The 24407-nt window shown below is 59.2% G+C and carries 20 protein-coding genes and 3 tRNA genes; 15 read left to right on the top strand and 8 right to left on the bottom strand.

The genetic code is table 11. The features are described from left to right. Positions 1 to 12 precede the first annotated feature (12 nt). The 8 genes from GBEM_RS11770 to GBEM_RS11735 all read left to right on the top strand — a co-directional run bounded on the left by GBEM_RS11770 (position 13) and on the right by GBEM_RS11735 (position 9346). The gene (locus GBEM_RS11770; protein WP_012530782.1) at positions 13 to 441 is read left to right on the top strand and encodes an arsenate reductase ArsC; all 429 of its coding nucleotides are present in this window, start codon (positions 13 to 15) and stop codon (positions 439 to 441) included. Then, complete coding sequence (locus GBEM_RS11765) at positions 438 to 1073, top strand: cation transporter (RefSeq protein ID WP_012530781.1); 636 nt, start codon at positions 438 to 440, stop codon at positions 1071 to 1073. The genes GBEM_RS11770 and GBEM_RS11765 overlap by 4 nt, the downstream gene beginning before the upstream one ends. Positions 1074 to 1461: 388 nt before the next feature. Continuing rightward, on the top strand, positions 1462 to 1764 hold the full coding sequence (locus tag GBEM_RS11760) for a hypothetical protein (protein WP_012530780.1): 303 nt from the start codon (positions 1462 to 1464) through the stop codon (positions 1762 to 1764). Then, positions 1761 to 6533, top strand: coding sequence for an Ig-like domain-containing protein (locus GBEM_RS11755; protein WP_012530779.1), 4773 nt, complete (start codon positions 1761 to 1763; stop codon positions 6531 to 6533). Before GBEM_RS11760 ends, GBEM_RS11755 begins: the two co-directional genes overlap by 4 nt. A gap of 45 nt (positions 6534 to 6578) precedes the next feature. Further along, positions 6579 to 7073 (top strand): pilus assembly FimT family protein, encoded by a 495-nt coding sequence (locus GBEM_RS11750; RefSeq protein WP_012530778.1) that lies wholly within the window; start codon positions 6579 to 6581, stop codon positions 7071 to 7073. Next, a complete protein-coding gene (locus tag GBEM_RS11745) occupies positions 7030 to 7449 on the top strand; it encodes a hypothetical protein (protein WP_012530777.1) in 420 nt (139 codons plus the stop codon). Before GBEM_RS11750 ends, GBEM_RS11745 begins: the two co-directional genes overlap by 44 nt. 5 nt (positions 7450 to 7454) lie before the next feature. After that, complete coding sequence (locus GBEM_RS11740) at positions 7455 to 8708, top strand: PilW family protein (protein WP_012530776.1); 1254 nt, start codon at positions 7455 to 7457, stop codon at positions 8706 to 8708. Beyond that, a complete protein-coding gene (locus GBEM_RS11735; protein ID WP_012530775.1) occupies positions 8660 to 9346 on the top strand; it encodes a hypothetical protein in 687 nt (228 codons plus the stop codon). Before GBEM_RS11740 ends, GBEM_RS11735 begins: the two co-directional genes overlap by 49 nt. 159 nt (positions 9347 to 9505) lie before the next feature. Here the strand turns inward: GBEM_RS11735 and GBEM_RS11730 are convergent. Next, positions 9506 to 9592 (bottom strand) — tRNA-Leu (locus GBEM_RS11730). 191 nt (positions 9593 to 9783) lie between these two features. After that, positions 9784 to 10272 (bottom strand): ferritin-like domain-containing protein, encoded by a 489-nt coding sequence (locus GBEM_RS11725; protein WP_012530774.1) that lies wholly within the window; start codon positions 10270 to 10272, stop codon positions 9784 to 9786. Between the two features lie 87 nt (positions 10273 to 10359). On the opposite strand from GBEM_RS11725, the gene GBEM_RS11720 reads away from it, so the two are divergent. Then, entirely contained in the window at positions 10360 to 10578 is a 219-nt protein-coding gene (locus GBEM_RS11720) for a hypothetical protein (RefSeq protein ID WP_041262738.1), read from the top strand. Positions 10579 to 10586: 8 nt separating this feature from the next. Here GBEM_RS11720 and GBEM_RS11715 read toward each other — a convergent pair. From GBEM_RS11715 to gap, 6 genes are all read right to left on the bottom strand, one after another. Then, positions 10587 to 10673, bottom strand: a tRNA-Leu gene (locus tag GBEM_RS11715). Positions 10674 to 10818: 145 nt separating this feature from the next. Further along, positions 10819 to 10905, bottom strand: a tRNA-Leu gene (locus GBEM_RS11710). A gap of 62 nt (positions 10906 to 10967) precedes the next feature. Then, positions 10968 to 11366 carry a preprotein translocase subunit SecG gene (secG, locus tag GBEM_RS11705; protein ID WP_012530773.1) on the bottom strand — a complete coding sequence of 133 codons (399 nt, stop codon included), beginning with the start codon at positions 11364 to 11366 and terminating at the stop codon, positions 10968 to 10970. 67 nt (positions 11367 to 11433) lie between these two features. Next, positions 11434 to 12189 (bottom strand): triose-phosphate isomerase, encoded by a 756-nt coding sequence (gene tpiA, locus GBEM_RS11700; RefSeq protein ID WP_012530772.1) that lies wholly within the window; start codon positions 12187 to 12189, stop codon positions 11434 to 11436. A 193-nt stretch (positions 12190 to 12382) separates the two neighbouring features. After that, a complete protein-coding gene (locus GBEM_RS11695) occupies positions 12383 to 13582 on the bottom strand; it encodes a phosphoglycerate kinase (RefSeq protein WP_012530771.1) in 1200 nt (399 codons plus the stop codon). Positions 13583 to 13674: 92 nt separating this feature from the next. Then, complete coding sequence (gap, locus tag GBEM_RS11690) at positions 13675 to 14670, bottom strand: type I glyceraldehyde-3-phosphate dehydrogenase (protein ID WP_012530770.1); 996 nt, start codon at positions 14668 to 14670, stop codon at positions 13675 to 13677. A 282-nt stretch (positions 14671 to 14952) separates the two neighbouring features. On the opposite strand from gap, the gene GBEM_RS11685 reads away from it, so the two are divergent. From GBEM_RS11685 to GBEM_RS11660, 6 genes are all read left to right on the top strand, one after another. After that, the gene (locus GBEM_RS11685; protein ID WP_012530769.1) at positions 14953 to 17037 is read left to right on the top strand and encodes an ATP-binding protein; all 2085 of its coding nucleotides are present in this window, start codon (positions 14953 to 14955) and stop codon (positions 17035 to 17037) included. A 118-nt stretch (positions 17038 to 17155) separates the two neighbouring features. Beyond that, entirely contained in the window at positions 17156 to 17929 is a 774-nt protein-coding gene (locus tag GBEM_RS11680) for an MBL fold metallo-hydrolase (RefSeq protein ID WP_012530768.1), read from the top strand. A 186-nt stretch (positions 17930 to 18115) separates the two neighbouring features. Next, a complete protein-coding gene (gene purB, locus GBEM_RS11675; RefSeq protein ID WP_012530767.1) occupies positions 18116 to 19411 on the top strand; it encodes an adenylosuccinate lyase in 1296 nt (431 codons plus the stop codon). Continuing rightward, a complete protein-coding gene (locus GBEM_RS11670; RefSeq protein ID WP_012530766.1) occupies positions 19404 to 20492 on the top strand; it encodes a mechanosensitive ion channel family protein in 1089 nt (362 codons plus the stop codon). The genes purB and GBEM_RS11670 overlap by 8 nt, the downstream gene beginning before the upstream one ends. Next, positions 20476 to 23466 (top strand): phosphoribosylformylglycinamidine synthase subunit PurS, encoded by a 2991-nt coding sequence (locus GBEM_RS11665; protein WP_012530765.1) that lies wholly within the window; start codon positions 20476 to 20478, stop codon positions 23464 to 23466. The genes GBEM_RS11670 and GBEM_RS11665 overlap by 17 nt, the downstream gene beginning before the upstream one ends. 87 nt (positions 23467 to 23553) lie before the next feature. Next, complete coding sequence (locus GBEM_RS11660) at positions 23554 to 24378, top strand: phosphoribosylformylglycinamidine synthase subunit PurQ (protein WP_012530764.1); 825 nt, start codon at positions 23554 to 23556, stop codon at positions 24376 to 24378. Positions 24379 to 24407: the final 29 nt, after the last annotated feature.

Here is a 24407-nt window from a genome sequence, read left to right as displayed (position 1 = left end):
AGGAGACAGACGATGCAACAAAAAGTAAGGGTCTTGTTCGTTTGCATACATAACAGTGCCAGAAGCCAGATGGGCGAGGCGTTTCTGAAGCAAGCCGGCGGAGAACGGTTCGAGGTGCGAAGCGCCGGTATCGAATCGGGCAGGCTGAACCCTCTCGTGGTCCAGGCCATGAAGGAGGTCGACATCGACATCTCAGGCAACAAGACCAAGCAGGTTTCCGATTTCATCGACAGCGGTGAGCTTTTCGATTACGTCATCACCGTTTGCGACGAAACCAGTGCCGAGCGCTGCCCGCTTTTCCCGGGGCAGGCGCTGAGGCTTCATTGGGGCTTCCCGGATCCCTCTGTGCTGCAGGGGACAGATGAGGAAAAACTGTCCGCGATCCGCAGCATAAGGGACGCCATCAAAGAAAAGGTTAAAACCTGGAGTGTCACGGTATGAGATCATCCGGCTACAAGCGCGCGAGCTATCTCGCCCTGTTCACTATTTTCTACAACGTCCTAGAAGGTCTCGTATCCATGTGGATAGGGGCAGCCGACGAGACGCTGGCGCTCTTCGGCTTCGGGGCCGACTCGTTCATAGAGGTCATCTCCGCGGTGGGCGTCTGGCACATGCTGCAGCGGATCAGGGCGAATGGTGGGGAGAGCCGCGACGAGTTCGAGCAGCGCGCCCTGAAGATCACCGGCGTCTCCTTCTACCTGCTGACGGCAGGGCTCGTGGCGACCGCTTTCCTCAACCTCTACCAGCACCATAAGCCGGACACCACCTTTTGGGGCGTCGTCGTCTCCCTGGTCTCCGTCTCTTTCATGTGGTACCTCATCCGGCAGAAGACCGCCGTGGGGATAGCGCTCAATTCGCCTGCGATTATGGCCGACGCCGCTTGTTCCCGCGCCTGCCTGTACTTCTCCCTGGCTTTGTTGGTCTCCAGTGCAGGATACGAACTGACCGGTGTCGGAAGCCTGGATGCCATTGGAGCCATGCTCATCGGGTACCTGAGTTTCAAGGAAGGAAGGGAGGCTTTTGCCAAAGCCAAGGGGATGTCATGTTCCTGCGGTTGCAGTTGCAGCCCATAGTTCATCCTTCAGTTGATCTGATTCTGCCGCGCCATGCTGTAGCAGCACTTCCCTTAGTTGCCACCCCTGTGGCGTTCCCCGCAGTACCCCCCCCCTGAAGCCCCTGTTGGTTCTTACTGACTTTTTTCACCTCTTGCAATCCGGCTTAGATTTAGCTAATAAACAACGTTATTTGACCGAATGCCGTGATATGGCGTTATGAAATTATTTAGATGACGGGTCTTGATTGATGTGGTATACGACTGAAATAACAGCACAATATTTTTCTCTATTTTTAACTTTGCTGGTTTTTTGTGACTTCCTCAGCCAGGTATGCCGTTAAATAGCTGAATAGCTGCCCGGCGCCGGCGGTCGGCTTCTGTGATCCGCTACTGTTATTGGAGCAAATATGTACCGTTTGATACGGCTCTTTCCCATCTTTCTGACTATCTACGTCCCCACCTTGTTTGTCGCCGCCCTCTGCCATGCAGAAGAGGAATTTCTCGGCACCGTCACCGGTCGCAACGCAGGTTATCTGTCGGTGCGGCTTGCTGACGGCGACACCCGCCGCATCAGAGTCGATGACCATACAAGGTTCTTCAACGAGGGAGCCCCTGTCCCTCAACGCCGCGTCCTGCCGCACACCTTGGTGCGCATCGCCCCCAAGGACGGCACTGCTCTCACCGTTACCATACTGGACGCACCCAAATGAAGACGCTGTTCGCCACCTTAGTCACCTGCCTCATTTTCGGATGCCTGGCGGCGTCGGCGTTTGCCGCACCCCAGATCCTCGGCAGTTCCCTTTCCCCGGCAAGCGGTGCCACCAATGTTGACCCAGCTGTGGTCGACACCATATGGGCTGAGTTCGATGATGCCCGAATGGACAAGGACAGCTTCTCCGGCAGGATCAGCGTCGACAACGGCGCCAAGTATTCGGTGAGCCTGGTTAACGACTCAAAGGGGGACTGGGTCAAGATCAGCCTGAAGAACAACCTCCAGTACAGTACCACCTACACGGTCAGCATCGATTACAGGGTGCAGAACAAAAGCGGCACTAAGATGGGTTCCAATTACAGCTGGAGTTTCACCACCAAGGCGAAACCTTCCACGGACACCACTGCTCCTGTGGTTACGGCAACCTTCCCAGCCAGTTCCGCCACCGACGTTCCTATTGCCTCCGACATCAGCATCACCTTCAGCGAGGTGATGGACCCTCTCAGCATCACCACCTTCAGCATCAGCGTCAATAACGGCACTGTCAGCGGCACGGTTTCCCTCGACGACACCCAAAAGATCGCCACCTTCCATCCCACCTCCAGCCTCAATCCCGACACACCCTACACCGTCACCGTCAGCAGCACAGTCGGTGATGCAGCGGGGAACAGGTTGCCTGGAGATTACACCTTTACCTTCCGCACCCTCAAGGTAGACAGCATCGCTCCGAGGGTGGTTTCCGTCACCCCTGTCTCCGGCGCCACCGGTGTCGCAACCGGCGCGTCCATAAGCGCCACCTTCAGCGAGGCCGTCAGCGCCGGCACCATATCGTCCAGCAGCTTCAGCGTAAGCGGTGTGAGCGGCACGGTGAGCTATAACCCCTCCACCTGGGTCGCCACCTTCACACCTTCCGCGCCGCTTGCAGCAGGTTCCACCTATACGGTGACCATTTCCACTGCGGTGCAGGACCTCTCCGGCAACTCCCTCGCCGGCGCGAAGGTCTGGACCTTTACTACTGCCGGGGCGACCCCGCCACCTTCTCTCAACGACTACTGCCAGGTTCCCCCCTACGTGAGCAACGACGGAACAGGGGTCAAGCCGAACCTGCTCCTCATCGTCGACAACTCGGGGAGCATGTACGAATTCGCCTACAAGGCGCCCGGTACCGGTACCAGCTCATACGACACCAGTTACGATCCGGCCTTTCCCTACTTCGGCTACTTCGACAGCGCCAGGATGTATAAGTACAGCGGCTCCTACTTCGAGCCCGATACTGCCGCCGCCGTCAACAAGAGCTCCTTTTGGTCGGGCAACTTCCTGAACTGGCTCACCATGCGCCGCGTCGACATCATTCGCAAGGTGCTCGTGGGAGGAAAGGCGCTGTCGCGTTCCACCAACACGACCAACTACCTCATCGCGGCGGAGGACCCGGACCGCGACTTTTACAAGAGCTACAACAACGTTCGCTACACCGTCCGTGCCGGTACTTCGACCGAGGTGATCAGGGACACCACCAACAACAGAAGCTATGACGTCAAGGTCTACGTCGGCCAGAATCCGCCGCAGGACGGCCTGATCACGGGCTACCGGGACAAGATAAATTTCGGCCTCATGTTCTTTAACGACGGCTACCGCTACGAAAGCGGCGTTACCGCGGTGAAGGACGGCGGTCACGTTGCTGTCGATCTGGGGACAACCGGCACCAACCTGGTCACGCAGATAGAGAATACCGATCCCTCCACCTGGACCCCGCTCGCGGAAACGCTCTTCGAGGCCAGCCGCTACTTCGAAGCTGCCGACAGCGCCTACAACGGCGGGACCTACTCGGGGAGGGATCCGATCCAGTACCCCTGCCAGAAGAACTTCGTGATGATCCTGACGGACGGGGAGTCGACCCAGGACGAGAACCTTCCGGGCGCCTCCACCAACCTGGCCGGCAAGGTGACAGACCCAAGCCTCGACGTGAAGAGTTGGATGGACAGCATCGCCAGCCAGGAAAGGTATCCCAGCCAGTACGCGGCGAGCGCCAACACCCAGTCGGGGAGCTACTACCTGGAAGCGGTAGCCTACTGGGCTCATAACACCGATCTGCGCTCCTCCACCCTGGGGAAGAATGCCCTTCCCGGCAAGCAGAACATCACGGTCTACACGGTCTTCGCCTTCGACGATTCCGCCATCGGCCGGGAAATACTTCAGAAGACGGCCAAGTACGGAGGGTACGACGACTACGACTCCACCGGCAGGCCGGACAAAACCCGCAAGTGGGACAAAAACGGCGACGGCATACCGGACACCTACTTCGAGGCCCAGACCGGCTCCGTCCTCGCCGAATCCTTGCAAAACGCCTTCAACGACATCCTGGCCCGGGTCTCCTCCGGCACAGCCGCCTCCATCCTCAGCAACAGCGAGGGGAGCGGCGCCAACGTGCTGCAGGCCCTCTTTTACCCGAAACGCTTCTTCGGCGCCCAGACCTCTGTGGATTGGATCGGGGAGCTGCATAACATGTGGTACTACGTCGATCCCTTCATCAGCAACAGCACCATGCGGGAGGACAGCGACTACGTCGAGGCGACGCCCTCGCCGGCGCACTACCTGAACCTCGGCCGGGATAACGTGGTCGGGTTTCGCTACAACGCCTCGCTCGACCGGACCACGGCGCGGCGCTTCAGCGATGCCCAGGGGGACGGCAGGCCCGACGTCGACAGCAACGGGGACGGTGTCGCCGACAGCTACACCTTCCTCGATGAGGTGGATGCCGACTCGGTGAAGAGCATCTGGCGCGCCGGAAAACTTCTCTGGGAGAGGAGCGCGCCGCGCACCATCTACACCCAGACTGTCGGCACCCTCACCAGCTTCACCGGCCTGGACACCTCGCTCGCCTCCACCCGCAGCCTGCTCCAGGCGGCCAATCAGACTGAGGCGGACAAAATCATCTCCTATATTGCGGGGACCGACCAGGGGGGGTACCGAAACCGCACCGTGAACATAGGCGGAACCCCAGGGGTCTGGCGCTTGGGGGACATCGTTGCCTCGACGCCAAAGCTGCAGTCCACGATGAAGCTAAATGCCTATAACACCCCTGTCCCTGGAGGATACGGCGACACCTCCTACGGCGATGACCGGCACAAAACAGGCTTCATCTACAGTTCCGCCTATGCCAATCGTGGCATGGTGTACGTCGGGGCCAACGACGGAATGTTGCACGCCTTCAAGCTTGGGAAACTCGATGTCAGCAGTTCCGGGGACCGTCGGGCCTCTCTCTCCGGCACCGGTTTGGGGGAGGAGCAGTGGGCCTTCATCCCCAAAAACGCGCTTCCCTATCTAACCTACTACGCGGACCCGGCATACAAACACCTTTACTACGTGGACGGGTCAACCATCATCAACGACGTGAGCATGGGTAAGCCTGCCGGCTGCAGCAGCGACTACTGGAACTGTGCCAAGGCCACGGACGGAAGCAACTGGCGCACCGTCTTGGTGGGGAGCATGGGGCTTGGCGGGGCATCCAAGATGAAAGGTGCGGGGTGCAAGGGTACCGACTGCGTCGAGACCCCGGCCCTCGACCCGCTCGATGTCACCAAAGGTGTCGGGTACTCCTCCTACTTCGCCCTCGACGTCACGCAGCCCGAGTCGCCGTCGCTTATGTGGGAGTTCGGGCACCAGAACCTCGGCTTCTCCACCGCAGGGGCGGCACTCGTGAAGATCAGCGCCCGCAAGGCGGACAACGTCACCCCCGACAAGTCCAAGAACGGGAAGTGGTTCGCCGTGCTCGCCTCGGGCCCTACCGGTCCCATTGACACCTCCAGCCACCAGTTCAAGGGGACCTCGACCCAAAACCTCACCATCTACGTGCTGAACCTTGAGGACGGCACGGTTGCCGCGGTGCTCGACACCCTGGTCGATGGCAGCAAGATAGCAAACGCCTTCGCCGGCACCATCACGAGCGGCGTCTCCGACACGGACCGGTGGAACACCGCCTCGCCTGGGCACTACCAGGACGACGCCATTTACATCGGCTACACGCAGCTCTTAGGCACCACCTGGACCGGGGGCGGGGTGCTGCGGGTTGTTACCGGCGAGGACCCGAATCCCCGGAACTGGAAGCTCAGCAAGGTGATCGACGGGACCGGGCCTGTTACCACCAGCGTGATCCGGCTCCAGGACCGCAAGAACCACAACCTCTGGCTCTACTTCGGCTCCGGGCGCTACTACTACAACCAGGACGACAACGACGGACAGCGCCGGCTCTACGGCGTGAAGGATCCGTGCTACACCTCAGCGGACCGCCTCGATGCCTCCTGCAGTTCAGGAACTTCACTGTCGCAGCTGACCAACCAGTCAAGCACCATATCGAACAGCATCAGCAACCAGGGGTGGTACATAAATCTCGCCGGTGAGCAGACTGCCGCCTCGCTCGGCGCCGAGCGTGTCGTCACCGATCCTGTGGCGCTTACCAACGGGGTGGTCTACTACACCACCTACGCACCCACCTCCGACCCCTGCGGGTTCGGGGGGACCACGGCGCTATGGGCGGCGAAGTTCGATACCGGGGGGAATCCCCCGGCCGCGGCACTGCAGGGCAAGGTGCTGGTTCAGCTCTCCACCGGGAGCTTCGAGGAGCTAGACCTGGAAAAACGGCCGCCGCACACGGACCCGCGCGAGGTGTTCGATTCCCTGGTCGGGAAAGCGTCGGCGGATTCACCCCCCATCTTCACCAAAAGCAACCTGAAGCCGGTGAAGCGGATCATGCACATCAAGGAACACTAGCGGCACCTCCTGAAGCGGGAAGGGCACAAGAGGCGAGGGGGAAGCTTGAAACGCAGAATATCCGCAGACAAGGGGTTCACCCTCTTGGAACTCCTGATCGTGCTGGCGATGCTGACAGTGCTCCTGAGCCTGGCGACGCTCCAGTTCAACCGCTACTCCAGGAAAAGTTCCATTGAGGCGCAGGTGAAGACCCTGCACGCCGATCTTCTAGCGGCGCGCAGCCAGGCTCTTTTCGAGAAGCGGGCCCGGGCTGTGTCGCTCACCCCCACCGGCTTCGCGGCGTACTCTTCGGGGAGCGCCACCGGCAACCCGCTCCAGAGAAAGACACTACGGCACAGGCTCTCGCTCAAGTCGGATCCTTTCGTGGTCGTGTTCAATGCGGCCGGCGTCAGCGACAGCGCGGACAGCGACGCCGTTTGCACCGAACCAGCCGGCAACGAGGCTGCGGCCGACACCTTGGTCATCACGCCAACGCGCATAGAAACGGGGAAAAGGAATGCTTCAGCAGCATGCAGTTCGGAAAACATCACCATCCGGTAGCGCCGGTTTCACCCTTGTGGAGGTCGTGGTCGCCATGGGGGTGGTGATCGTGAGCCTCTTCGGCCTGCTCCAGGTGGTAGGGTTCAGCACCGCCAGCAACGTCAAGAACCAGCTGCGCGACGAGGCGGTACTTATCGGTGAAAGCCAGATGGCGCAGTTGATGCGCCTGCCGCAGTCGGCGGTAACTCCCCTGCAAACTATCACGGTTGCGAGCCAGCTGCGAGGAGGGGACAAACAGTACACGGTGATACGGGAGGCGCTTCAAATCCCTTCAAGCGACAGCTACCGGTTCATTGTGAAGGTTAAGTGGGCCTACAAGAACATGACCTCCTTCCACGAGGTAAGGACGGTTCGCAGCTATAAGGACGGCAAGTGAAGCTGATGCGAAACGACAACGGCTACACCCTGGCGGAGATGCTGGTCGCCATGGGGATCTTCCTCTTCGTGATCCTGGCGGCAAACCAGGCGTTCCAGCGCATTGTCGCGCTCTCCTCCCAAAACTCGTCGTCATTGGTCAGTAACATCGAGGGGGTCGTGGGGCTGGAGCTATTGCGCTACGACATCGAGCACGCCGGCTATGGCCTCCCCTGGCGCTTTCAGAGCTACACCGGGGCCATTGTCTTTCGAAACCTGGGGGGAAGCGCTAATGCCGAGGTGATTGCGGCGAACGGGGCGCTGGCGCAGGGGATGGATTCCGCCTCCCTCAACGCCGTCGACAGCGGCGACATCCGGGCCCTGGCGGCCGGAACCTGCAGCAAGGAAGTAAACGGCAGCGATACGGCCAACGTCAGCGGCGGTCCGGACTATCTCGTGGTCCGCTCGGGCATGGCGGCCCTCAACCGGGGCACCGGCGATGTGAGCCGCAAGTGGAGCTACCTGAACTATTCCTCGACCGGTACGGAAAATCAGAGCTACCTCAAGAAGTGGTACAACGCCGAGGATCTCGGCCCCGGCGACCGCGCCACCGCCATCCTTTCCATCTTCACCACCTCGGGTGCCGAAGAGAAGATCCTGCTCATGGACGGACTCGATTTCGAGGTCAAGATCGGAGCAGGCGGAGCGCTCCCCGCCGGCGAGTCCTTCAAACCGGCTGACGGTTCCCATATCGTGACCGCCTACGGTCTCGCCAACAGCCCCGGCCTGGGGAGTGTCTTGCGCATGCCTTACCACCGCACCGACTACTACTTGTCCCGCCCGGCATCGGCGCCTCCAACCTGCAACCCCGGCACAGGCATCCTTTATAAGGCGGTCGTCGACCAGGCCACCGGCCGTTTCGCGACGCCGTACCCTCTGTTAAACTGCGTGGCCGACCTGCAGGTCGAATTTGAATATGACGCTAAGGACGACGGAGATATAAGCTACCTTTCCGGCTCCACGCTCAACTCATACGACGCCGCCGACATCAGGGACCATGTCAAAGTTGTGCGGGTTTACCTCCTGGTGCAGGAAGGGCGGCGGGACGACTCGTTCAAATATTCCGGGGATTCGATACAGGTAGGCGACCGTGCCAGGCCCACCACCTCCGGCAGGACCCTGAGCGCAACCGAAATGGCGACCTTATTCACCAATGACTGGAGAAAATACCGTTGGAAGCTCTACACCATAGTGACGCGCCCGAAGAACCTGGTTCAGTAAAGAAGGGGAGCTGGAGCAACCCCGTCACCGTACTCGGCAACGAACGGGGCATTGCCCTGGTCACGGCGTTGCTGCTGGCGCTGATATCGCTGGCGATCGCCCTCGCTGTTCTCTACCTGGTACTGATGCAGACCAAGGTCTCCGCCGCCCACAAGCGCTACAAGACCGCTCTTGAGGCATCCCACGGCGGTGTCCAGCTCATCACCAAGGAACTCATCCCCCGCATGTTTGGCTCCTCAACCCCCGGAGCCGCCATCAAGAACGATTTCATTACGCTATCCCTGGAGCTCAGTTCGGATGCTTGCCTTGGGCAGAAACTTTCCCTCCGTTCCTCTGGATGGGCTGCCTGCCAAGCCGGAAACCAGAGCCCCGACCCCAAGCAAGCCCCCGATATGACCTTCAAATTGCCGGGCCTTAAGGGGCCGGGTTACCAGGTCTACGCAAAGATCGTCGACACCCAGCCCGGCAACTCCGACACCTCAGGAGTCGAGCTTCTCGACAGCGCCGCCGGAGTCACAGGCGCTTCCTCCGGCGTATCCCCGAAACACGTGCCGGCACTGTACCGCATCGAGACGCAAGGCGAGAGCATTGCAAACCCCAGGGAAAAAGCCGCGCTCACCGTGCTGTACTCGTACTGATCTTCTCCTATCGACCTCAACGGAGTCGGCTTCGCGACGGATTTCAAGCGGGCTGGGGCAGGCCTTTGGTGAACTAAGAAGGGGCCGACGAGTTGCCGTCAGGCGGGGGAGGGGAGAACGAAAAAAGGGTTACGGAATAATCCGTAACCCTTGAATCTTTGGTGCCGAAGACTGGAATCGAACCAGCACACCCTTTCGAGTACTAGAACCTGAATCTAGCGCGTCTACCAATTCCGCCACTCCGGCTTGCGAGAGACCTACTTATAGCATTGGAGGGCTCTCCGTGCAAGAAAAAAATTGTCAAAGACAATATTTTTTTCTTCCTGTTTCCGCTATTGACGGGCTTCTACGTGTAAATGCCTAAACGGCCGCTGGATATGACTTGGAGCTTATTATTGCCATTGTCATAGCGGCAAAAAGCCACTCTGTCGGGACCATTACTCCCTTACAAAGGTGTCCATGTCTGACTCGTCTACCATAGCCATAATGCGGGAATACTCTGACTCGATGGTCAGGTAGTGGTTGTGGGTCTCATTCGCGTTAAGAATGAAGATCTCTTTGATGGCTGGGTCGGTGATCCTCGCGGCTGTTTCCCTGAGCGCCTTCTCCAGGTGGGTCTCTTTCTCCATGGCGTACTCAAGGGCTTTCTGCTCGGTGAAGTCGGGGCCGATCACCTTCTGGATGGAGTTGACCCACAACGCCTCGTTCTGCGGGGGAGAGGCTATGAACTCGTCAAAGCTACCGAGGTCGGTGCCGGTGTAGGCCCGGAAGAACTGTAAGGCGTGCTCCTTCTCCTCTCTGGCCAGCTGTTCGAAGAGCCTTTTCGCCTCCTTGTCTTTCATCTGCTTGGCGCCGATTTCGTAGAAGTTCATTGCGTTCTTCTCTGTCTGAATTGCCTGCCTGATCGCCTCTTGTGTGTCTTTCATATATCCTCCCTGCCTCCTTTTCCCATTAAACTCAAAGTGTAAACATTATATGGGGTGTAATTGACTTGTCAACGTATGGAGGTTGACTTGTTGAAACTGGTAACTGCTGAAAAAATCGAAGTATTGGCAGACGCTGAGCGAGAGTTAATGCAGTTCTGGTCCAACTTGTGGCATACCAGCTTGGATGAGAGGGGGGATTTGGGGATGCCTGTGACTTTGGCGGGTGCATCTGAAAGCAGGGGGGAGAAAGTAACCTGCCCCTCAATAGAAAAAGCGCCTTGGCTCATACTGAACCAAGGCGCTTAGATTTTCGATGGTGCCGAAGACGAGACTCGAACTCGTACAGGCTGTCGCCCGCCACCCCCTCAAGATGGTGTGTCTACCAATTCCACCACTTCGGCAAGAAGAACCACATTACTAACATTTGTTCTGAAGCAAGTCAAGACAGAAACTTTAATGATACTGATTTTGTTTGCTGCAGGGGAGGAGTCTACTGATTGAAAAAACGCCTTGACTCAATTTGAGTCAAGGCGTTTAGGTTTTCGATGGTGCCGAAGACGAGACTCGAACTCGTACAGGCTGTCGCCCGCCACCCCCTCAAGATGGTGTGTCTACCAATTCCACCACTTCGGCAAGAAGAACCAACTTTCTATCATCTGCTGACAGAGATGTCAACAGTTAATCTCTGTTCGACGCTACTTCTGTGCCGGTGCTGCGGGTGCTGTAGGTACTGCGGGAGCAGCGGGGGCTGCAGGTGCTGCTGTTTTACCCGGTGCTGCCGGTGCGACCGGCTGCTGCAGCGGCAAGCCGCCCATCGGTGCCGGCTTAGCCTTGGGGGCTTTCGACATGATGGAAGAGCCGCCGCCTTTGCCGGAAGCAAAAGCCAGTGCCAGGGAGGTAAGCATGAAAATGATTGCTGCACTTGTGGTCAGTTTGCTCATGAAGGTGCTGCCGCCGCCAGCGCCGAAAACCGACTGGCTGCCGCTGGCGCCAAAGGATGCACCCATCTCGGCCCCCTTGCCGGACTGCAGCAGGACCACGACGATGAGGGCAAAACATACCACGATATGCAGGGTTACCAGTAGAATTGTCATTTAAAGCCTTACCTCCGAGAGTGTTCAAAGAGACTTTCTAGCATATTTGATGTAAATAACCAAGAATTTATTCACTGTAACGCACGATTGAGGCAAAAGATGCGCCTTTGAGACTTGCGCCTCCCACGAGCGCACCGTCTATGTCAGGGCGCGACATGAGTCCTTTCACGTTATCCGGCTTCACGGAGCCGCCGTAGAGAATCCTCACTTTATCCGCCGCCGACTTGCCGAAGAGTCCTGCGATGACCCCGCGAATGAAGGCATGTGCCTCCTGCGCCTGGTCGTCGGAGGCGACCTTGCCGGTGCCGATGGCCCAGACCGGCTCGTAGGCTACGATGACCGGCGCGAACTGTGTCCCTGTCAGCCCCTCGAGCCCACCCTTCAGCTGGCGCTCCAGCACCTTGAAGGTATCGCCAGCTTCGCGCGCTTCCAGGGTTTCGCCGATGCACACGATGGGGACAAGCGCCCCTTTGAGTGCGGCCTTCACCTTCTTGTTGACCGTTTCCTCGGTCTCGCCGAAATACTGCCGGCGTTCGGAATGGCCGATGATGACGTGGCTTGCACCGGCATCGAGAAGCATGCGCGGCGAAACTTCGCCGGTAAAGGCGCCTTCTTCTTCCCAGAATACGTCCTGGGCGGCAAGGCTTATGCCGGTGCCGGCGAGCGCAGCGGGGAGGGTGGGGAGCACGGTGAACACCGGCGCCACCACGATCTCCACGCTGTCCACGCCGGAAACCAGCGGTGCCAATTCTTCTATCAGTGCGAGCGCCTCGTTCTTAGTCTTGAACAGTTTCCAGTTGCCTGCTATGACCGGCTTGCGCATCTAATACCTCCAGGAGAAATACATTGAGATAAAGATAAAGATAAAGATTAAGGAAAGACGGAAAAACCTAAATACAGATTGAGATAAAGATTAAGATTGAGGAAAACCAAAAACCATTCTCACGACCTTAGCCTTAATTCTTAATCTTAATCTTAGTCTTAATCTCCATCTTTATCTTTATCTTTATCTGTTTTTATTGGTGCCCCTTGTCTTCCAGGACCTTTATGCCGGGGAGCTTCTTCCCTTCGAGTAGTTCGAGGAACGCGCCGCCGCCGGTGGAGATGTAGCTGATCTTTGCGTACTCGCCAGCGCGATGCACAGCGACGTCGGTGTCACCGCCGCCGACGATGGTAAGCGCGTAGGAGTTGGCTACGGCGGAGACCATGGCGAAGGTGCCGCGGGAGAAGGCATCCATCTCGAACACCCCCATCGGCCCGTTCCAGACGATGGTCTTCGCGTTTTGCAGCGCCTCGGTGAAGAGGGTGACGGTGGCGGGGCCGACGTCGAGCGCCATCCACCCTTCAGGGATCTCCTGGATCGGGCAGACCTTGGTCTCGGCTGCCGGATTGAACTGATCGGCCACGACGCAGTCTACGGGAAGGTAGAACTTGACCCCCTGGGCGCGCGCCTTCTCGTAGGTCTTCATCGCCGTATCTATCAGGTTGTCCTCTACCAGCGATTTGCCCACGTTGTAGCCCATCCCCTTGAGGAAGGTGAAGGCCATGCCGCCGCCGATGATGATCTTGTCGACCTTGTCGCAGAGGTTCTCAAGCACCTCGATCTTGCCGGAGACCTTGGCGCCGCCCAGGATGGCGACCAGGGGGCGGATCGGGTTCTTCATGGCCTTTTCGAAGTAATTCATCTCGTTTTTCATCAGGAAGCCGGCAGCCACCACGGGGAAGCAGTTGGTGATGGCCTCGACCGAGGCGTGGGCCCGGTGGGAAACTGCGAAGGCGTCGTTGACATAGACGTCGCAGTCGTTGGCGAGGGCCTTGGCGAAGTCGGCGTCGTTTTTCTCTTCGCCGGCGTAGAAACGGACGTTCTCCAGCATGATCACGTCGCCGGGCTGCATGGCGTTGATCATAGCCTTCACCTCGTCCCCGATGCAGTCGGACGCCAGTTTCACTTCCTTGCCCAGAAGCCTGGAGAGGCGCTTGGCTGCGGGAGCCATGGAGTATTTTTCCTTGCGCTCACCCTTGGGGCGCCCAAGGTGCGAAGCGAGGATGATCTTGGCCTTTTGGTCGAGGGCATAATTGATGGAGGGGAGGACGGCGCGAATCCGTGTGTCCTCGGTGATGTTCTGGTGGTCGTCCAGCGGCACGTTGAAGTCCACGCGCATGAAGAGCTTCTTGCCGGACAGGTTTTCGATCTCATCGATATAGCGGATTGACATGACACCTCCTGAATCAATAAAAATAAATACGGGGAGGAGCAGCCTCCCCCCCGTCTACTTATCACATCTACCCTTCCAAGTACCACCTTTTCCTAAAGGAGTATCTTCATCAGTCCGACTACCCTGGTGGAGAAGCCCATTTCGTTGTCGTACCAGGAGATCACCTTCACCATGTTGCCGCCGATCACCTTGGTGGAGGGGGCGTCGACGATCGAGGAGAGCTTGTTGCCGTTGAAATCGATGGAGACCAGCTGCTCTTCGCAAAAACCGAGGATTCCCTTGAGAGGACCGTCGGCCGCAGCCTTCAGGGCCGCGTTCACCTGCTGCGCGTCGGTCTCCTTGGAGAGGGTAGCCACCAGGTCGACCACCGAGACGTTCGGTGTCGGCACCCGGATGGCCATACCGTCCAGTTTCCCCTTAAGGGCCGGAAGCACCAGCGCTACCGCCTTGGCGGCGCCGGTGGTGGTGGGGATCATGGAAAGGGCGGCTGCCCTGGCGCGGCGCAGGTCCTTGTGCGGAAGATCGAGGATGTTCTGGTCGTTGGTGTAGGAATGGACCGTGGTGACAAGCCCTTTTTCGATGCCGAAGCTCTCCTGCAGAACCTTGGCGACCGGGGCGAGGCAGTTGGTGGTGCAGGATGCGTTGGAGACGATGTGGTGCTTGTTCTTGTCATATTCCTTGTCGTTGACACCCAAGACTATGGTAAGGTCCGGGTCGGTGGCGGGGGCCGAGATGACAACCTTTTTCGCGCCTGCGGTCAGGTGCTGCGCCGCCTTGTCCCGGGCGGTGAAGAGGCCGGTCGATTCGAGCACGATGTCGACCTTCATCTCCTTCCAAGGGAGTTCTGCGGGGTTTCTTACCGCGAGTACCTTGATCGCCTTGCCGTTGACGATAATTTTGTCGCCGTCCACCGATACTTCACCGGGGAAAGTTCCATGAACCGAATCATACTTTAACAGGTGTGCCAAGGTCTTCGCATCAGTAAGGTCATTGATGGCGACGAACTCAAAACCCTGCTCCAGTGCAGCTGCCCTAAGTACGCAACGTCCGATTCTGCCGAAACCGTTAATAGCCACTCTTAAAGCCATTGCGCTCCTCCTGTTAATTAAGTAATCCTTCACAATTGGCGATATTAACAACGTGAGAGAGGGGCGTCAACAATTTTAATTCAAGATATTCACGCTATCGCCGAAGAACGAATGGCGTGATAAACAGCTGTGACACAGGCCTCTGAGCCGGGTTGGCGGCAGTTAAGACATCGGCAAATAAATCCATATAATAATTGACTTTTCCAAAGCGGATAAATTACTCTTGCGTGGACCATGATGCGCACTTCCTTTGCCCACGATAGATGTCGGATTGACTAATAGATGAAAATGACCCTGGAAAAACGCATCTTACTGTTCTCTTTCCTGATCCTGTTCCTAGCGATTTCAATCGGTTCCGGAATGGATATCATGGCGCTGCGTCGAGATCACGTCAACGCGCTCAACCTTCGGTCCAAAGGCCTCGCCACCGCACTCAAATCCAATATCGAAAAAGTCCTCAACCTGGGTCTGGAACTGAAGGATATGACCGGGGTCTCCGAGAAGTGCCGAGAGATCATCGAGGGAAACCAGGACATAGCCTACTGTCTGGTTTCCGACCTCTCCGGCAAGGTTCTTTTTGCCAGCGATCCCCGCTTCATGAATTTTCCTGCGCGTCTGCTGCAATCCGACCAAAAGAAAGAAGGAGACCGTCCGGAATCCGGAGTCTACAAGAACCGGATTTCCATGCCGGTCGACGGCGTAGATACCTCCTTTTACGATTCCGCCGTCTCCGTCGTCGGCCCCTACGGCAAACCGATCGCCATGGCGCACGTCGGCTTCAGCGAGCAGGTGGTCTCGGACAAGATGAAGGGAATGGTGTTGAAGACCCTATTCCTTTTGGCCGTCTCGCTCTTCACCTCCTTCTCGCTCATCATGCTCTTCATGAAAAAGTACGTGATGCAGCCCATCTCGATGCTTCTCAAGGGGGTGAAACAGATCTCCGAAGGGGCTTTCGACACCCACATCGGAGAGGTTGAGGTCTACGAGTTCAACGAGCTTGCCCGCAACGTCAACATCATGTCCCAGTTTCTCAAGAACAGGGACGCCGAGATCAAAAAGAACTACCAGGACATGGAGCGGACCTTCGAAGAGCTCCAGGCGTCCTACCGGAAGCTGGAGCGACTCTCCAACGACCTTGAGCGTTCCGAGGAGCTTTACAAGTCGCTGATGGAAGACGCAAGCGACGCTATCGTCGTCATCGGCGGCGACGAGTCCGTCCGCATGGTCAACAAGATGGCGGAGGAGTTCTTCGGCTACGAGGCGAAGGAGCTTTTGGGTCTGCCGCTCACCAAGATGCTGCTCCTTTTGAACATCAGCAACATCCCCAAGGTGCACCGGATCTTCCGGGAGGCGGCGCAAGGTGCGCACATAGCTGAGGAGATGCAGCTCTGCAAGAAGCAAGGCGGCGCCATGGTCGCCATGCTGCACGCCTCCAGCATCAAGAGCGGTTCTGAGAACGTGGTGCAGGCGATCTTCCGCGACGTGACCCGCGAGCGCGAGATCATCCTGAACCTGGAGAAGAGTTCCGCCGACCTCGCGCGGCTGAACCGCATGAAGGATTCCTTCCTGGGCCTTGCCTCCCACGAGCTGAAAACGCCGCTTACCGTCATCATGGGGTACTCCGAGCTGATCACCACCGACCTTGCCGACCGCATGGACAAGACCGTGCTGGAGATGGTGGTGAACATCGCCAACGCCGCCTCGCGCCTGGACAACATCATCAAGGACATGGTTGACGTTTCCATGATCGACGAGAAGAGGCTGCAGCTGAAGGTGGAGGACATCCAACTAAACCGGCTCATCGAAGCCTCGGTGAACGAGCTCCGCTTCTTCTTCTCGATGAGGAAGCAGGAGGTGGTGGTAAACCTGGACGAGTCGATCCCCACTATTCGCGGCGACGCGCTGCGCCTCATGCAGCTCCTCTCCAACATCCTCGGCAACGCCATCAAGTTCACCCCCGACGGCGGCAAGATCACCGTCAGCACCTCGGCAAAATACCTTTTGCGCGGCAAGGGTGGTGCCGAGGGGGGCGGGGAAGGGCACGAGCACCATCTTTTCCTGGAGATCACCGTCACCGACACCGGCATCGGCATAGACCGCGAGGACCAGCTGAGGGTTTTCGAAAAGTTCTACGAGGTGGGGAACATCCAGGAACATTCCAGCGGCAAAGTCGCCTTCAAGGCGAAGGGGGCGGGCCTCGGCCTCTCCATCGCCAAGGGAATCGTCGACATGCACGGCGGCGAGATCTGGGTGGAGTCCACCGGGTACAACCCGGAGCGCTTCCCGGGATCCACCTTCCATATCCTGCTGCCGCTGGCGCCCGGGCTCGGCGAGAACGCGACCGACTACAGCAGACTTCTGCGTTAATCAAATCTCAGCAACTTCATCTTGAATCTGCCACCCGTTTCCTGTATAAAAATAAGGTTTTTCTGCCGTTCTTGAGCCCCCGTTTCCGGGCTTGATCTGCGCAACTTCGGAGGGATGCATGAGGCTCAGCCTCTTGGCGAGTGGCAGCAAGGGTAATTCCCTTTTCATGGAAACCGACGGCTGCCGCCTGCTGATCGACGCCGGGCTTTCCGGGCGCGAGACCATCGCCAGACTTTCCTCCATAGGTGTCGATGCGGCCACCTTGGACGGCATCCTGATCACCCATGAACACACCGACCACATTCGCGGGGTGGGAGCGACGGCAAGGCGCCTGAAGCTCCCGGTGCTTGGCTCCGCCCGCACGCTCCAGGCTGCGCGCCACGTGATCGGCCGTGTCGATTACGTCGAGTTCGAACCCGGCACATCCTTTGTCTTCAAGGGGGTCTCCATCGATCCTTTTCCCGTCACCCACGACGCCTGCGACCCGGTCGGATACCGGATCGAGAGCGGGGAGGGGGGGATCGGCTTCGCCACCGACCTCGGTATCGCCACAAGGCTCACCCACGACAAGCTGAAAGGTTGCCGCGCCCTGGTCCTTGAATTCAACCACGACGAGCGGATGCTGCAGGACGGGCCCTATCCGTGGCATCTCAAGCAGCGCATCCGTTCCCGCCACGGCCATCTTTCCAATGCCGAAGGCGCGGCGCTCCTGGAGGAGCTGCTGCATCCGGGGCTGCAGGGTGTTTTCCTGTCCCATCTGTCGGAGGTCAACAACGATCCTCAGCTCGCCATGGCCGCTGCGAGGAAGCTCGTCGATAGCCAGAACGTCTGCAGCCCGGATCTCTTTCTCGGCTGGCAGCACCAGGCAAGCGGAGTCTTTGAGGCAGATTAGAACTACAGATAAAGATAGAGATAGAGATAGAGACTAAGGTCAAGACCAAGATTAAGACAATCATCTCTTGACCTTTTACTTCTTTGGTTCTTTAAGCTTTGCAGTTCTTTATCTTTATCTTTATCTTTATCTCGATCTTAATCTCAATCTTAATCTTAATCTGTTTATTTAAGGGGGAAATGACTAGTGATAGAACGTTACAGCCGTCCTGAAATGGCCCGTATCTGGGAACCTGAAAACCGCTACCGCAAGTGGCTCGAAATAGAAATTTACGCCTGCGAGGCTCACGCCGAGATGGGACGCATACCGAAGGACGCCGTGGCCCGCATCAAGGCGAAAGCCAACTTCGACGTACCCCGCATCGACGAGATCGAGCGCACCGTCAAGCACGACGTCATCGCTTTCCTCACCTCCGTCGCCGACTACATCGGCGAAGATTCCCGTTTCGTCCACCTGGGGCTTACCTCTTCCGACGTCCTCGACACCTCCTTCGCCATGCTCCTGAAGGAAGCGGGCGAGCTGATCATCGTCGACATCAAGCGTCTCATGGCCGTCATCAAGACCCGTGCCTACGAGCACAAGATGACGCCGCAGATGGGGCGCTCGCACGGCATCCACGCCGAGCCGGTCACCTTCGGCCTGAAGATGGCGCTTTGGTACGACGAGATGGCCAGGAACCTGAAGCGTATGGAAGCGGCCCTGGAAACCATCTCCTACGGCAAGCTCTCCGGCGCGGTCGGTACATTCGCCAATATCGATCCGCAGGTCGAGGCTTACGTCTGCAAGAAGGCGGGATTGAAGCCCGCCCCCTGCTCCACGCAGGTGCTGCAGCGCGACCGCCACGCCGAGTACTTCACCACCCTGGCGATCATCGCCTCCTCCATAGAGAAGTTCGCCGTCGAGATCAGGCACCTGCAGCGCACCGAGGTGCTCGAAGCTGAGGAGTTCTTCAGCAAGGGGCAGAAAGGCTCCTCCGCGATGCCGCACAAGCGCAACCCGGTCCTCTCCGAAAACCTGACCGGCCTGGCGCGCCTGATCCGCGGCTATGCGGTCTCCGCCATGGAGAACGTCCCGCTGTGGCACGAGCGCGACATCTCGCACTCCTCGGTCGAGCGCATCATCGGCCCGGACGCAACCGTAATGCTCGACTTCATGCTGAACCGCGCCATCGGCCTCATCGAGAACCTGGTGGTCTACCCCGAGAACATGATGCGCAACCTGAACCAGATGCGCGGCCTCATCTTCTCGCAGCGCGTACTCTTAAAGCTCGCCGAGGCGGGCGCTTCCCGCGAGAAGGCCTATTCGCTGGTGCAGAGAAACGCCATGAAGGTCTGGGAAGAGGGGAAAGACTTCCAGACCGAGCTTCTGAACGATGCCGATGTCGCCGGGTTCCTTCCCGCCGAGGAGATCAAGGAAGCCTTCGATCTCGGTTACCATTTGAAACACGTCGACACTATTTTCACGAGGGTCTTCGGTGGATAGCCTTTTGTACTACCTGACGCCCAACGAGATGGATCCCTTCTATCTCTTCTGGGCCAAGCAACTGTTCATATCGGTCGGTATCATCGCCGGCTTTTATCTCCTATCGAGGCTCCTGCAGCGGGTCCTGGCCAAGGTCGGGACTCGCCTGTGCGCCTATACGGAGACGGACCTCGACGACCGGATACTGGAGATCGTCTCCGGCCCGGTCATGGTCCTGGTCAACTGCGCCGGCCTCTACTTCGCCATCAAGCGTCTGCCGCTCCCCGAAAGAATCGGGGTGATAGCGGCCGGCATCCTGTTCGTGATCAACATCGCCATCATCACCACGGTCGCGTTCCGGATCGTCAACGAGATGCTTGAGCGTTTCGGCGACCGGGTCGCCGGCCCGGAGATGAGCCGCCAGCTGATGCCGCTGATCGAGAAGCTCTGCACCATCTTCCTGATCATCACGGCGCTCATCATCACCCTCAAGCACTTCAACTACGACATCCTCTCCCTGGTGACGGCTCTGGGGGTCGGCTCTCTGGCCATCGGTCTCGCCGCCAAGGACACGCTGGCCAACATGATCTCCGGGTTCACGCTGATGCTCGACCGTCCCTTCCGGATCGGCGACAGGATTCAGGTTGCCTCCCAGACCGGCGACGTGGTCGACATCGGCCTTCGCAGCACCAAAATCAAGGCGCTGGACAACACCTTCCTGATCATCCCCAACGCCGACCTGTGCAACTCCACCGTCATCAACCAGGCTTTCCCCGACGTCCGCGGCAAAGGCAGGATCAACATCGGCATCGGCTACGACTGCGACCCGGAGCGGGCCAAGGAACTCCTGGTCCGAACCGCCAAGTCGGCGCCGAACGTTCTTGCCGAACCGGCTCCCGAGGCGTACTTCATGAATTTCGGCGACAGCGCCCTGAACCTCTCGCTCTTCTTCTGGGTCGCCGACTACACCCATCTCGTCAAGGCGACCGACCAGATCAACTGCGCCCTGGTGAAATGCTTCCAGGACAACGGCGTCAACATACCGTACCCGACGCGGACGGTCATATATGAAAAGGACACAGACCATGCCCCACAGGATTGAAATCACCCTAAAGGACGAGGTCCGCGACCCTCGCGGCGAACGGATCAAACGGGAGATCGAGCACTTTCTCCATCTCAACGTGGACCAGGTCCGGACCATAGACGTATATACGGTCGACGCGCAGCTCTCCCCTGAGGAACTGGGGCAGGTCGCGGCCGGCCCCTTCAGCGACCCGGTCATCCAGAATTACAGCGTAGGCAAGCCCGCCGCTTCCGGCTTCGACTACCTGGTAGAGGTCGGTTTCCGTGCCGGCGTCACCGACAACGTCGGCCGCACAGCCGGCGAAGCGATCGGCTACCTCCTGGGCCGCCCGCTCGCTTCGGGCGAAGGGGTCTACACCTCGGTGCAGTACCTGATCTCCGGGAAGCTCTCCCGTGAGGACGCCGAAAGAATAGCCACCGGGCTTTTGTGCAACACGCTGATCCAGCGCTACCAGATCCTCGATGCCGCTTCCTTCAAGGCACAGGGGGGTGTTGCTCCCTTCGTGCCCAAGGTGCAGGGGGAGGCGAAGGTCGCTGTCAACAGCGTAAACCTCGAGGTCTCCGACGAGGAGCTGATGCGCATCAGCCGCGACGGCGTGCTGGCGCTCACCCTGGACGAGATGAAGATCATCCAGGCGCACTACCGCGACGCGAAGGTTCTTGAGGCGCGCAAAAGCGTCGGCCTTGGCGCGGCGCCCACCGACGTTGAGCTCGAGGCCTTAGCGCAGACCTGGTCCGAGCACTGCAAGCACAAGATCTTCTCCGCCGACGTCTCCTACGAGGACGGCGAGGGGAACCGCGAGGAGATCAAGTCGCTCTTCAAGAGCTTCATCCAGAAGACCACCGCCGACGTGCGCGCGGCCCTGGGCGAGAAGGACTACTGCCTCTCCGTCTTCAAGGACAACGCCGGGGTCATCCGCTTCAACGACGACTGGTCGCTGGTCTTCAAGGTCGAGACCCACAACTCCCCGTCCGCGCTCGACCCCTACGGCGGGGCGCTGACCGGCATCGTCGGCGTCAACCGCGACCCGTTCGGGACCGGCAAGGGTGCCAAACTCATCTTCAATACCGACGTCTTCTGCTTCGCCGATCCTTTCTACGGGAAGGAACTCCCCAAGCGCCTCTTGCACCCGCGCCGGATCTACGAGGGGGTAGTTGAAGGGGTGGAGCACGGCGGCAACAAAAGCGGCATCCCGACCGTCAACGGCTCGCTGGTCTTCGACGACCGCTTCGCCGGAAAGCCGCTGGTATTCTGCGGCACCGCTGGGATCATGCCCGCGAAGATCAAGGACGAGCCCTCGCACCAGAAAAGGATCGTCCCCGGCGACCTGATCGTCATGACCGGCGGCAGGATCGGCAAGGACGGCATCCACGGCGCCACCTTCTCCTCCGAGGAGTTGAACGAGAATTCGCCGGTCTCCGCGGTGCAGATTGGCGACCCGATCACCCAGAAGAGGATGTTCGACTTCCTGATCCGCGCCCGCGACAAGGGTCTGTACCGCTTCATCACCGACAACGGGGCGGGGGGGCTTTCCTCCTCCATCGGCGAGATGTCCGAGGAGTGCGGCGGCTGCCAGCTCGACCTCTCCCTGGCGCCCCTCAAGTACCCGGGTCTCGCTCCCTGGGAGATCCTGATCTCCGAGGCGCAGGAGCGCATGAGCCTCGCGGTCCCGCCCGAGAACATCGACGCGTTCATGGAGATGGCCAAGCGCTTCAACGTGGAAGCGACCGTGCTCGGGAGCTTCACCGATTCCGGCATCTTCCATATGCTCTACGGCGAGAAGACCGTGGCCTACCTGCCGCTTTCCTTCATGCACGCGGGGCTGCCGCCGATGCAGATCCCGGCCCGCTGGGCAAAGCCGGTTCATGAAGAACCGGCAGTCGCCGAAGCAGCTGACTACACCGGCGATCTGAAGGCTCTCCTCTCCTCGCTCAACATCTGCTCCAAGGAGAGCGTGGTGCGCCGCTACGACCACGAGGTCCAGGGCGGTAGCGTCGTGAAACCCTTCACCGGCGTCGACAACGACGGCCCGTCCGACGCCGCCGTGGTGCGCCCGATCCTTGACTCCTTCGAAGCGGTCGTGGTGGGTCACGGCATCTGCCCGCGCTACAGCGACATCGACGCCTACGACATGGCCGCCAACGCCATCGACGAGGGGCTCAGGAACTACGTCGCCGTGGGCGGCTCGCTCGACCTTCTGGCCGGCCTGGACAACTTCTGCTGGTGCGACCCGGTCCTTTCCGACCGGACCCCGGACGGGCCGTACAAGATGGCCCAGCTGGTGCGCGCCAACAAGGCGCTCTACGACTACTGCACCGTCTTCTCCATGCCGCTCATCTCCGGCAAGGACTCCATGAAGAACGACTTCTACGACGGCACCACCAAGATCTCCATCCCGCCGACCCTGCTCTTCTCGGTCATCGGCAAGATGGAGGACGCGCGCCTCGCCGTCACCATGGACGCGAAGCGCGCAGGCGACCAGGTGTACCTCCTGGGCACTACCGCGAACGAGCTGGGCGCCTCCGAGTACCTGGCGCAGAAGGGGTACGTCGGCAACAACGTCCCCAAAGTGGACGCCAACGCCGCTCTCGCCACCTACCGCGCCTACCACGGCGCGTTGAACGCCGGGCTCGTGGCGTCCTGCCATGACCTCTCCGACGGCGGGCTTGCCGTGGCCGCAGCCGAAAGCGCCTTTGCCGGCGGTTTCGGCATGGAACTCGATCTGGCCAAGGTCGCCTTCAAGGGGGATGCCGCAGACAAGAAGGACGCGGTGCTTCTCTTCTCCGAGTCCGCATCGAGGCTTCTGGTGACGGTGCGCCCCGAGAAGGCCGCGGCGTTCGAGAAGGCGCTGGCCGGAACCACCTTCGCCAAGATCGGCGCGGTGACCGAGTCGAAGAACGTTTCGGTGAAGGGGCTTTCCGGCAAAGTGGTGGTCAACTCGGCTATTTCCGAGCTGAAGGCCGCTTGGCAGGAGCCGCTGAAGGATCTGTAAAATCTTTATATGCAGAAAAAATGCGGGTTATGCCATAATGAACGGCGTTGCTTCCCGCTACCAATCTTTTCATAGAGGACTTATTTGATGACAAAGGCTAAAGCGCTAGTCATAACAGGCAACGGCACCAACTGCGAAATGGAGGCGGCCCACGCCTGCCGCCTGGGCGGCTTCGACGAGGCGCGCATCGCCCATATATCGGAACTTATGTCCGGCGAAGTGAGCCTGGACGATTACCACTTCCTCAACTTGACCGGCGGCTTCCTCGACGGCGACGACCTGGGGAGCGCCAAAGCGCAGGCGAACCGGCTGCGCTACGCAGCGGTAGAAGGGAAGGGGGAGCTCCTGGTGGACCAGATCTCCCGCTTCATCGCCGACGGCAAGCTTATCTTGGGCGTCTGCAACGGGTTCCAGCTCCTGGTGAAGATGGGGATGCTCCCGGCTCTGGGGGGCAATTATCTGAATCAGACCGCGACGCTGACCTACAACGCCAACGGCCGTTTCCAGGACCGCTGGTGCTACCTGAAGTGCGACGCGGCTTCCCCGTCGTTGTACACCCGCGGCATCGAGGGCGGGGTCTACCTTCCCGTGCGCCACGGCGAAGGTAAGTTCCTGGTGGACGACGCCAATACGCTCGAAGCGATCGAGACGAAGCACCTCACCTGCCTCAAGTACTCCGACAAGCACTACGCGGCACCGACCATGGAGTTCCCCGAGAACCCCAACGGCTCCGTCAACGCCATCGCCGGCATCTGCGACGAGACCGGCAGGGTCATGGGGCTCATGCCGCACCCCGAGGCGTTCGTGCACCGGACCCAGCACCCGCGCTGGACTAGAGAGGACCTGCCGGAAGAGGGCGAGGGGCTGATTTTCTTCAAGAACGCGGCTAAGTACGTGAAGGAAAACTTCTAGATAAGTCTTCCCCCCACCGAAAGGGGACT

This window comes from Citrifermentans bemidjiense Bem (assembly GCF_000020725.1).
GTDB classification, from domain to species: Bacteria; Desulfobacterota; Desulfuromonadia; order Geobacterales; family Geobacteraceae; genus Geomonas; species Geomonas bemidjiensis.
The sequence above is the reverse complement of the archived record's forward strand: the minus strand, read 5'-3'. Positions and strand labels throughout refer to the sequence as shown.

What these genes read in the sequence shown, in the direction of transcription:
- GBEM_RS11765 (WP_012530781.1), top strand. Translation starts at nt 438, where the DNA reads ATGAGATCATCCGGCTACAAGCGCGCGAGCTATCTCGCCCTGTTCACT.
- GBEM_RS11740 (WP_012530776.1), top strand. Translation starts at nt 7,455, where the DNA reads ATGCGAAACGACAACGGCTACACCCTGGCGGAGATGCTGGTCGCCATG.
- secG (WP_012530773.1), bottom strand. Translation starts at nt 11,366, where the DNA reads ATGACAATTCTACTGGTAACCCTGCATATCGTGGTATGTTTTGCCCTC.
- GBEM_RS11695 (WP_012530771.1), bottom strand. Translation starts at nt 13,582, where the DNA reads ATGTCAATCCGCTATATCGATGAGATCGAAAACCTGTCCGGCAAGAAG.
- GBEM_RS11770 (WP_012530782.1), top strand. Translation starts at nt 13, where the DNA reads ATGCAACAAAAAGTAAGGGTCTTGTTCGTTTGCATACATAACAGTGCC.
- GBEM_RS11680 (WP_012530768.1), top strand. Translation starts at nt 17,156, where the DNA reads ATGAGGCTCAGCCTCTTGGCGAGTGGCAGCAAGGGTAATTCCCTTTTC.
- GBEM_RS11745 (WP_012530777.1), top strand. Translation starts at nt 7,030, where the DNA reads ATGCTTCAGCAGCATGCAGTTCGGAAAACATCACCATCCGGTAGCGCC.
- GBEM_RS11725 (WP_012530774.1), bottom strand. Translation starts at nt 10,272, where the DNA reads ATGAAAGACACACAAGAGGCGATCAGGCAGGCAATTCAGACAGAGAAG.
- GBEM_RS11760 (WP_012530780.1), top strand. Translation starts at nt 1,462, where the DNA reads ATGTACCGTTTGATACGGCTCTTTCCCATCTTTCTGACTATCTACGTC.
- GBEM_RS11660 (WP_012530764.1), top strand. Translation starts at nt 23,554, where the DNA reads ATGACAAAGGCTAAAGCGCTAGTCATAACAGGCAACGGCACCAACTGC.
- GBEM_RS11665 (WP_012530765.1), top strand. Translation starts at nt 20,476, where the DNA reads ATGCCCCACAGGATTGAAATCACCCTAAAGGACGAGGTCCGCGACCCT.
- GBEM_RS11685 (WP_012530769.1), top strand. Translation starts at nt 14,953, where the DNA reads ATGAAAATGACCCTGGAAAAACGCATCTTACTGTTCTCTTTCCTGATC.
- tpiA (WP_012530772.1), bottom strand. Translation starts at nt 12,189, where the DNA reads ATGCGCAAGCCGGTCATAGCAGGCAACTGGAAACTGTTCAAGACTAAG.
- gap (WP_012530770.1), bottom strand. Translation starts at nt 14,670, where the DNA reads ATGGCTTTAAGAGTGGCTATTAACGGTTTCGGCAGAATCGGACGTTGC.
- GBEM_RS11755 (WP_012530779.1), top strand. Translation starts at nt 1,761, where the DNA reads ATGAAGACGCTGTTCGCCACCTTAGTCACCTGCCTCATTTTCGGATGC.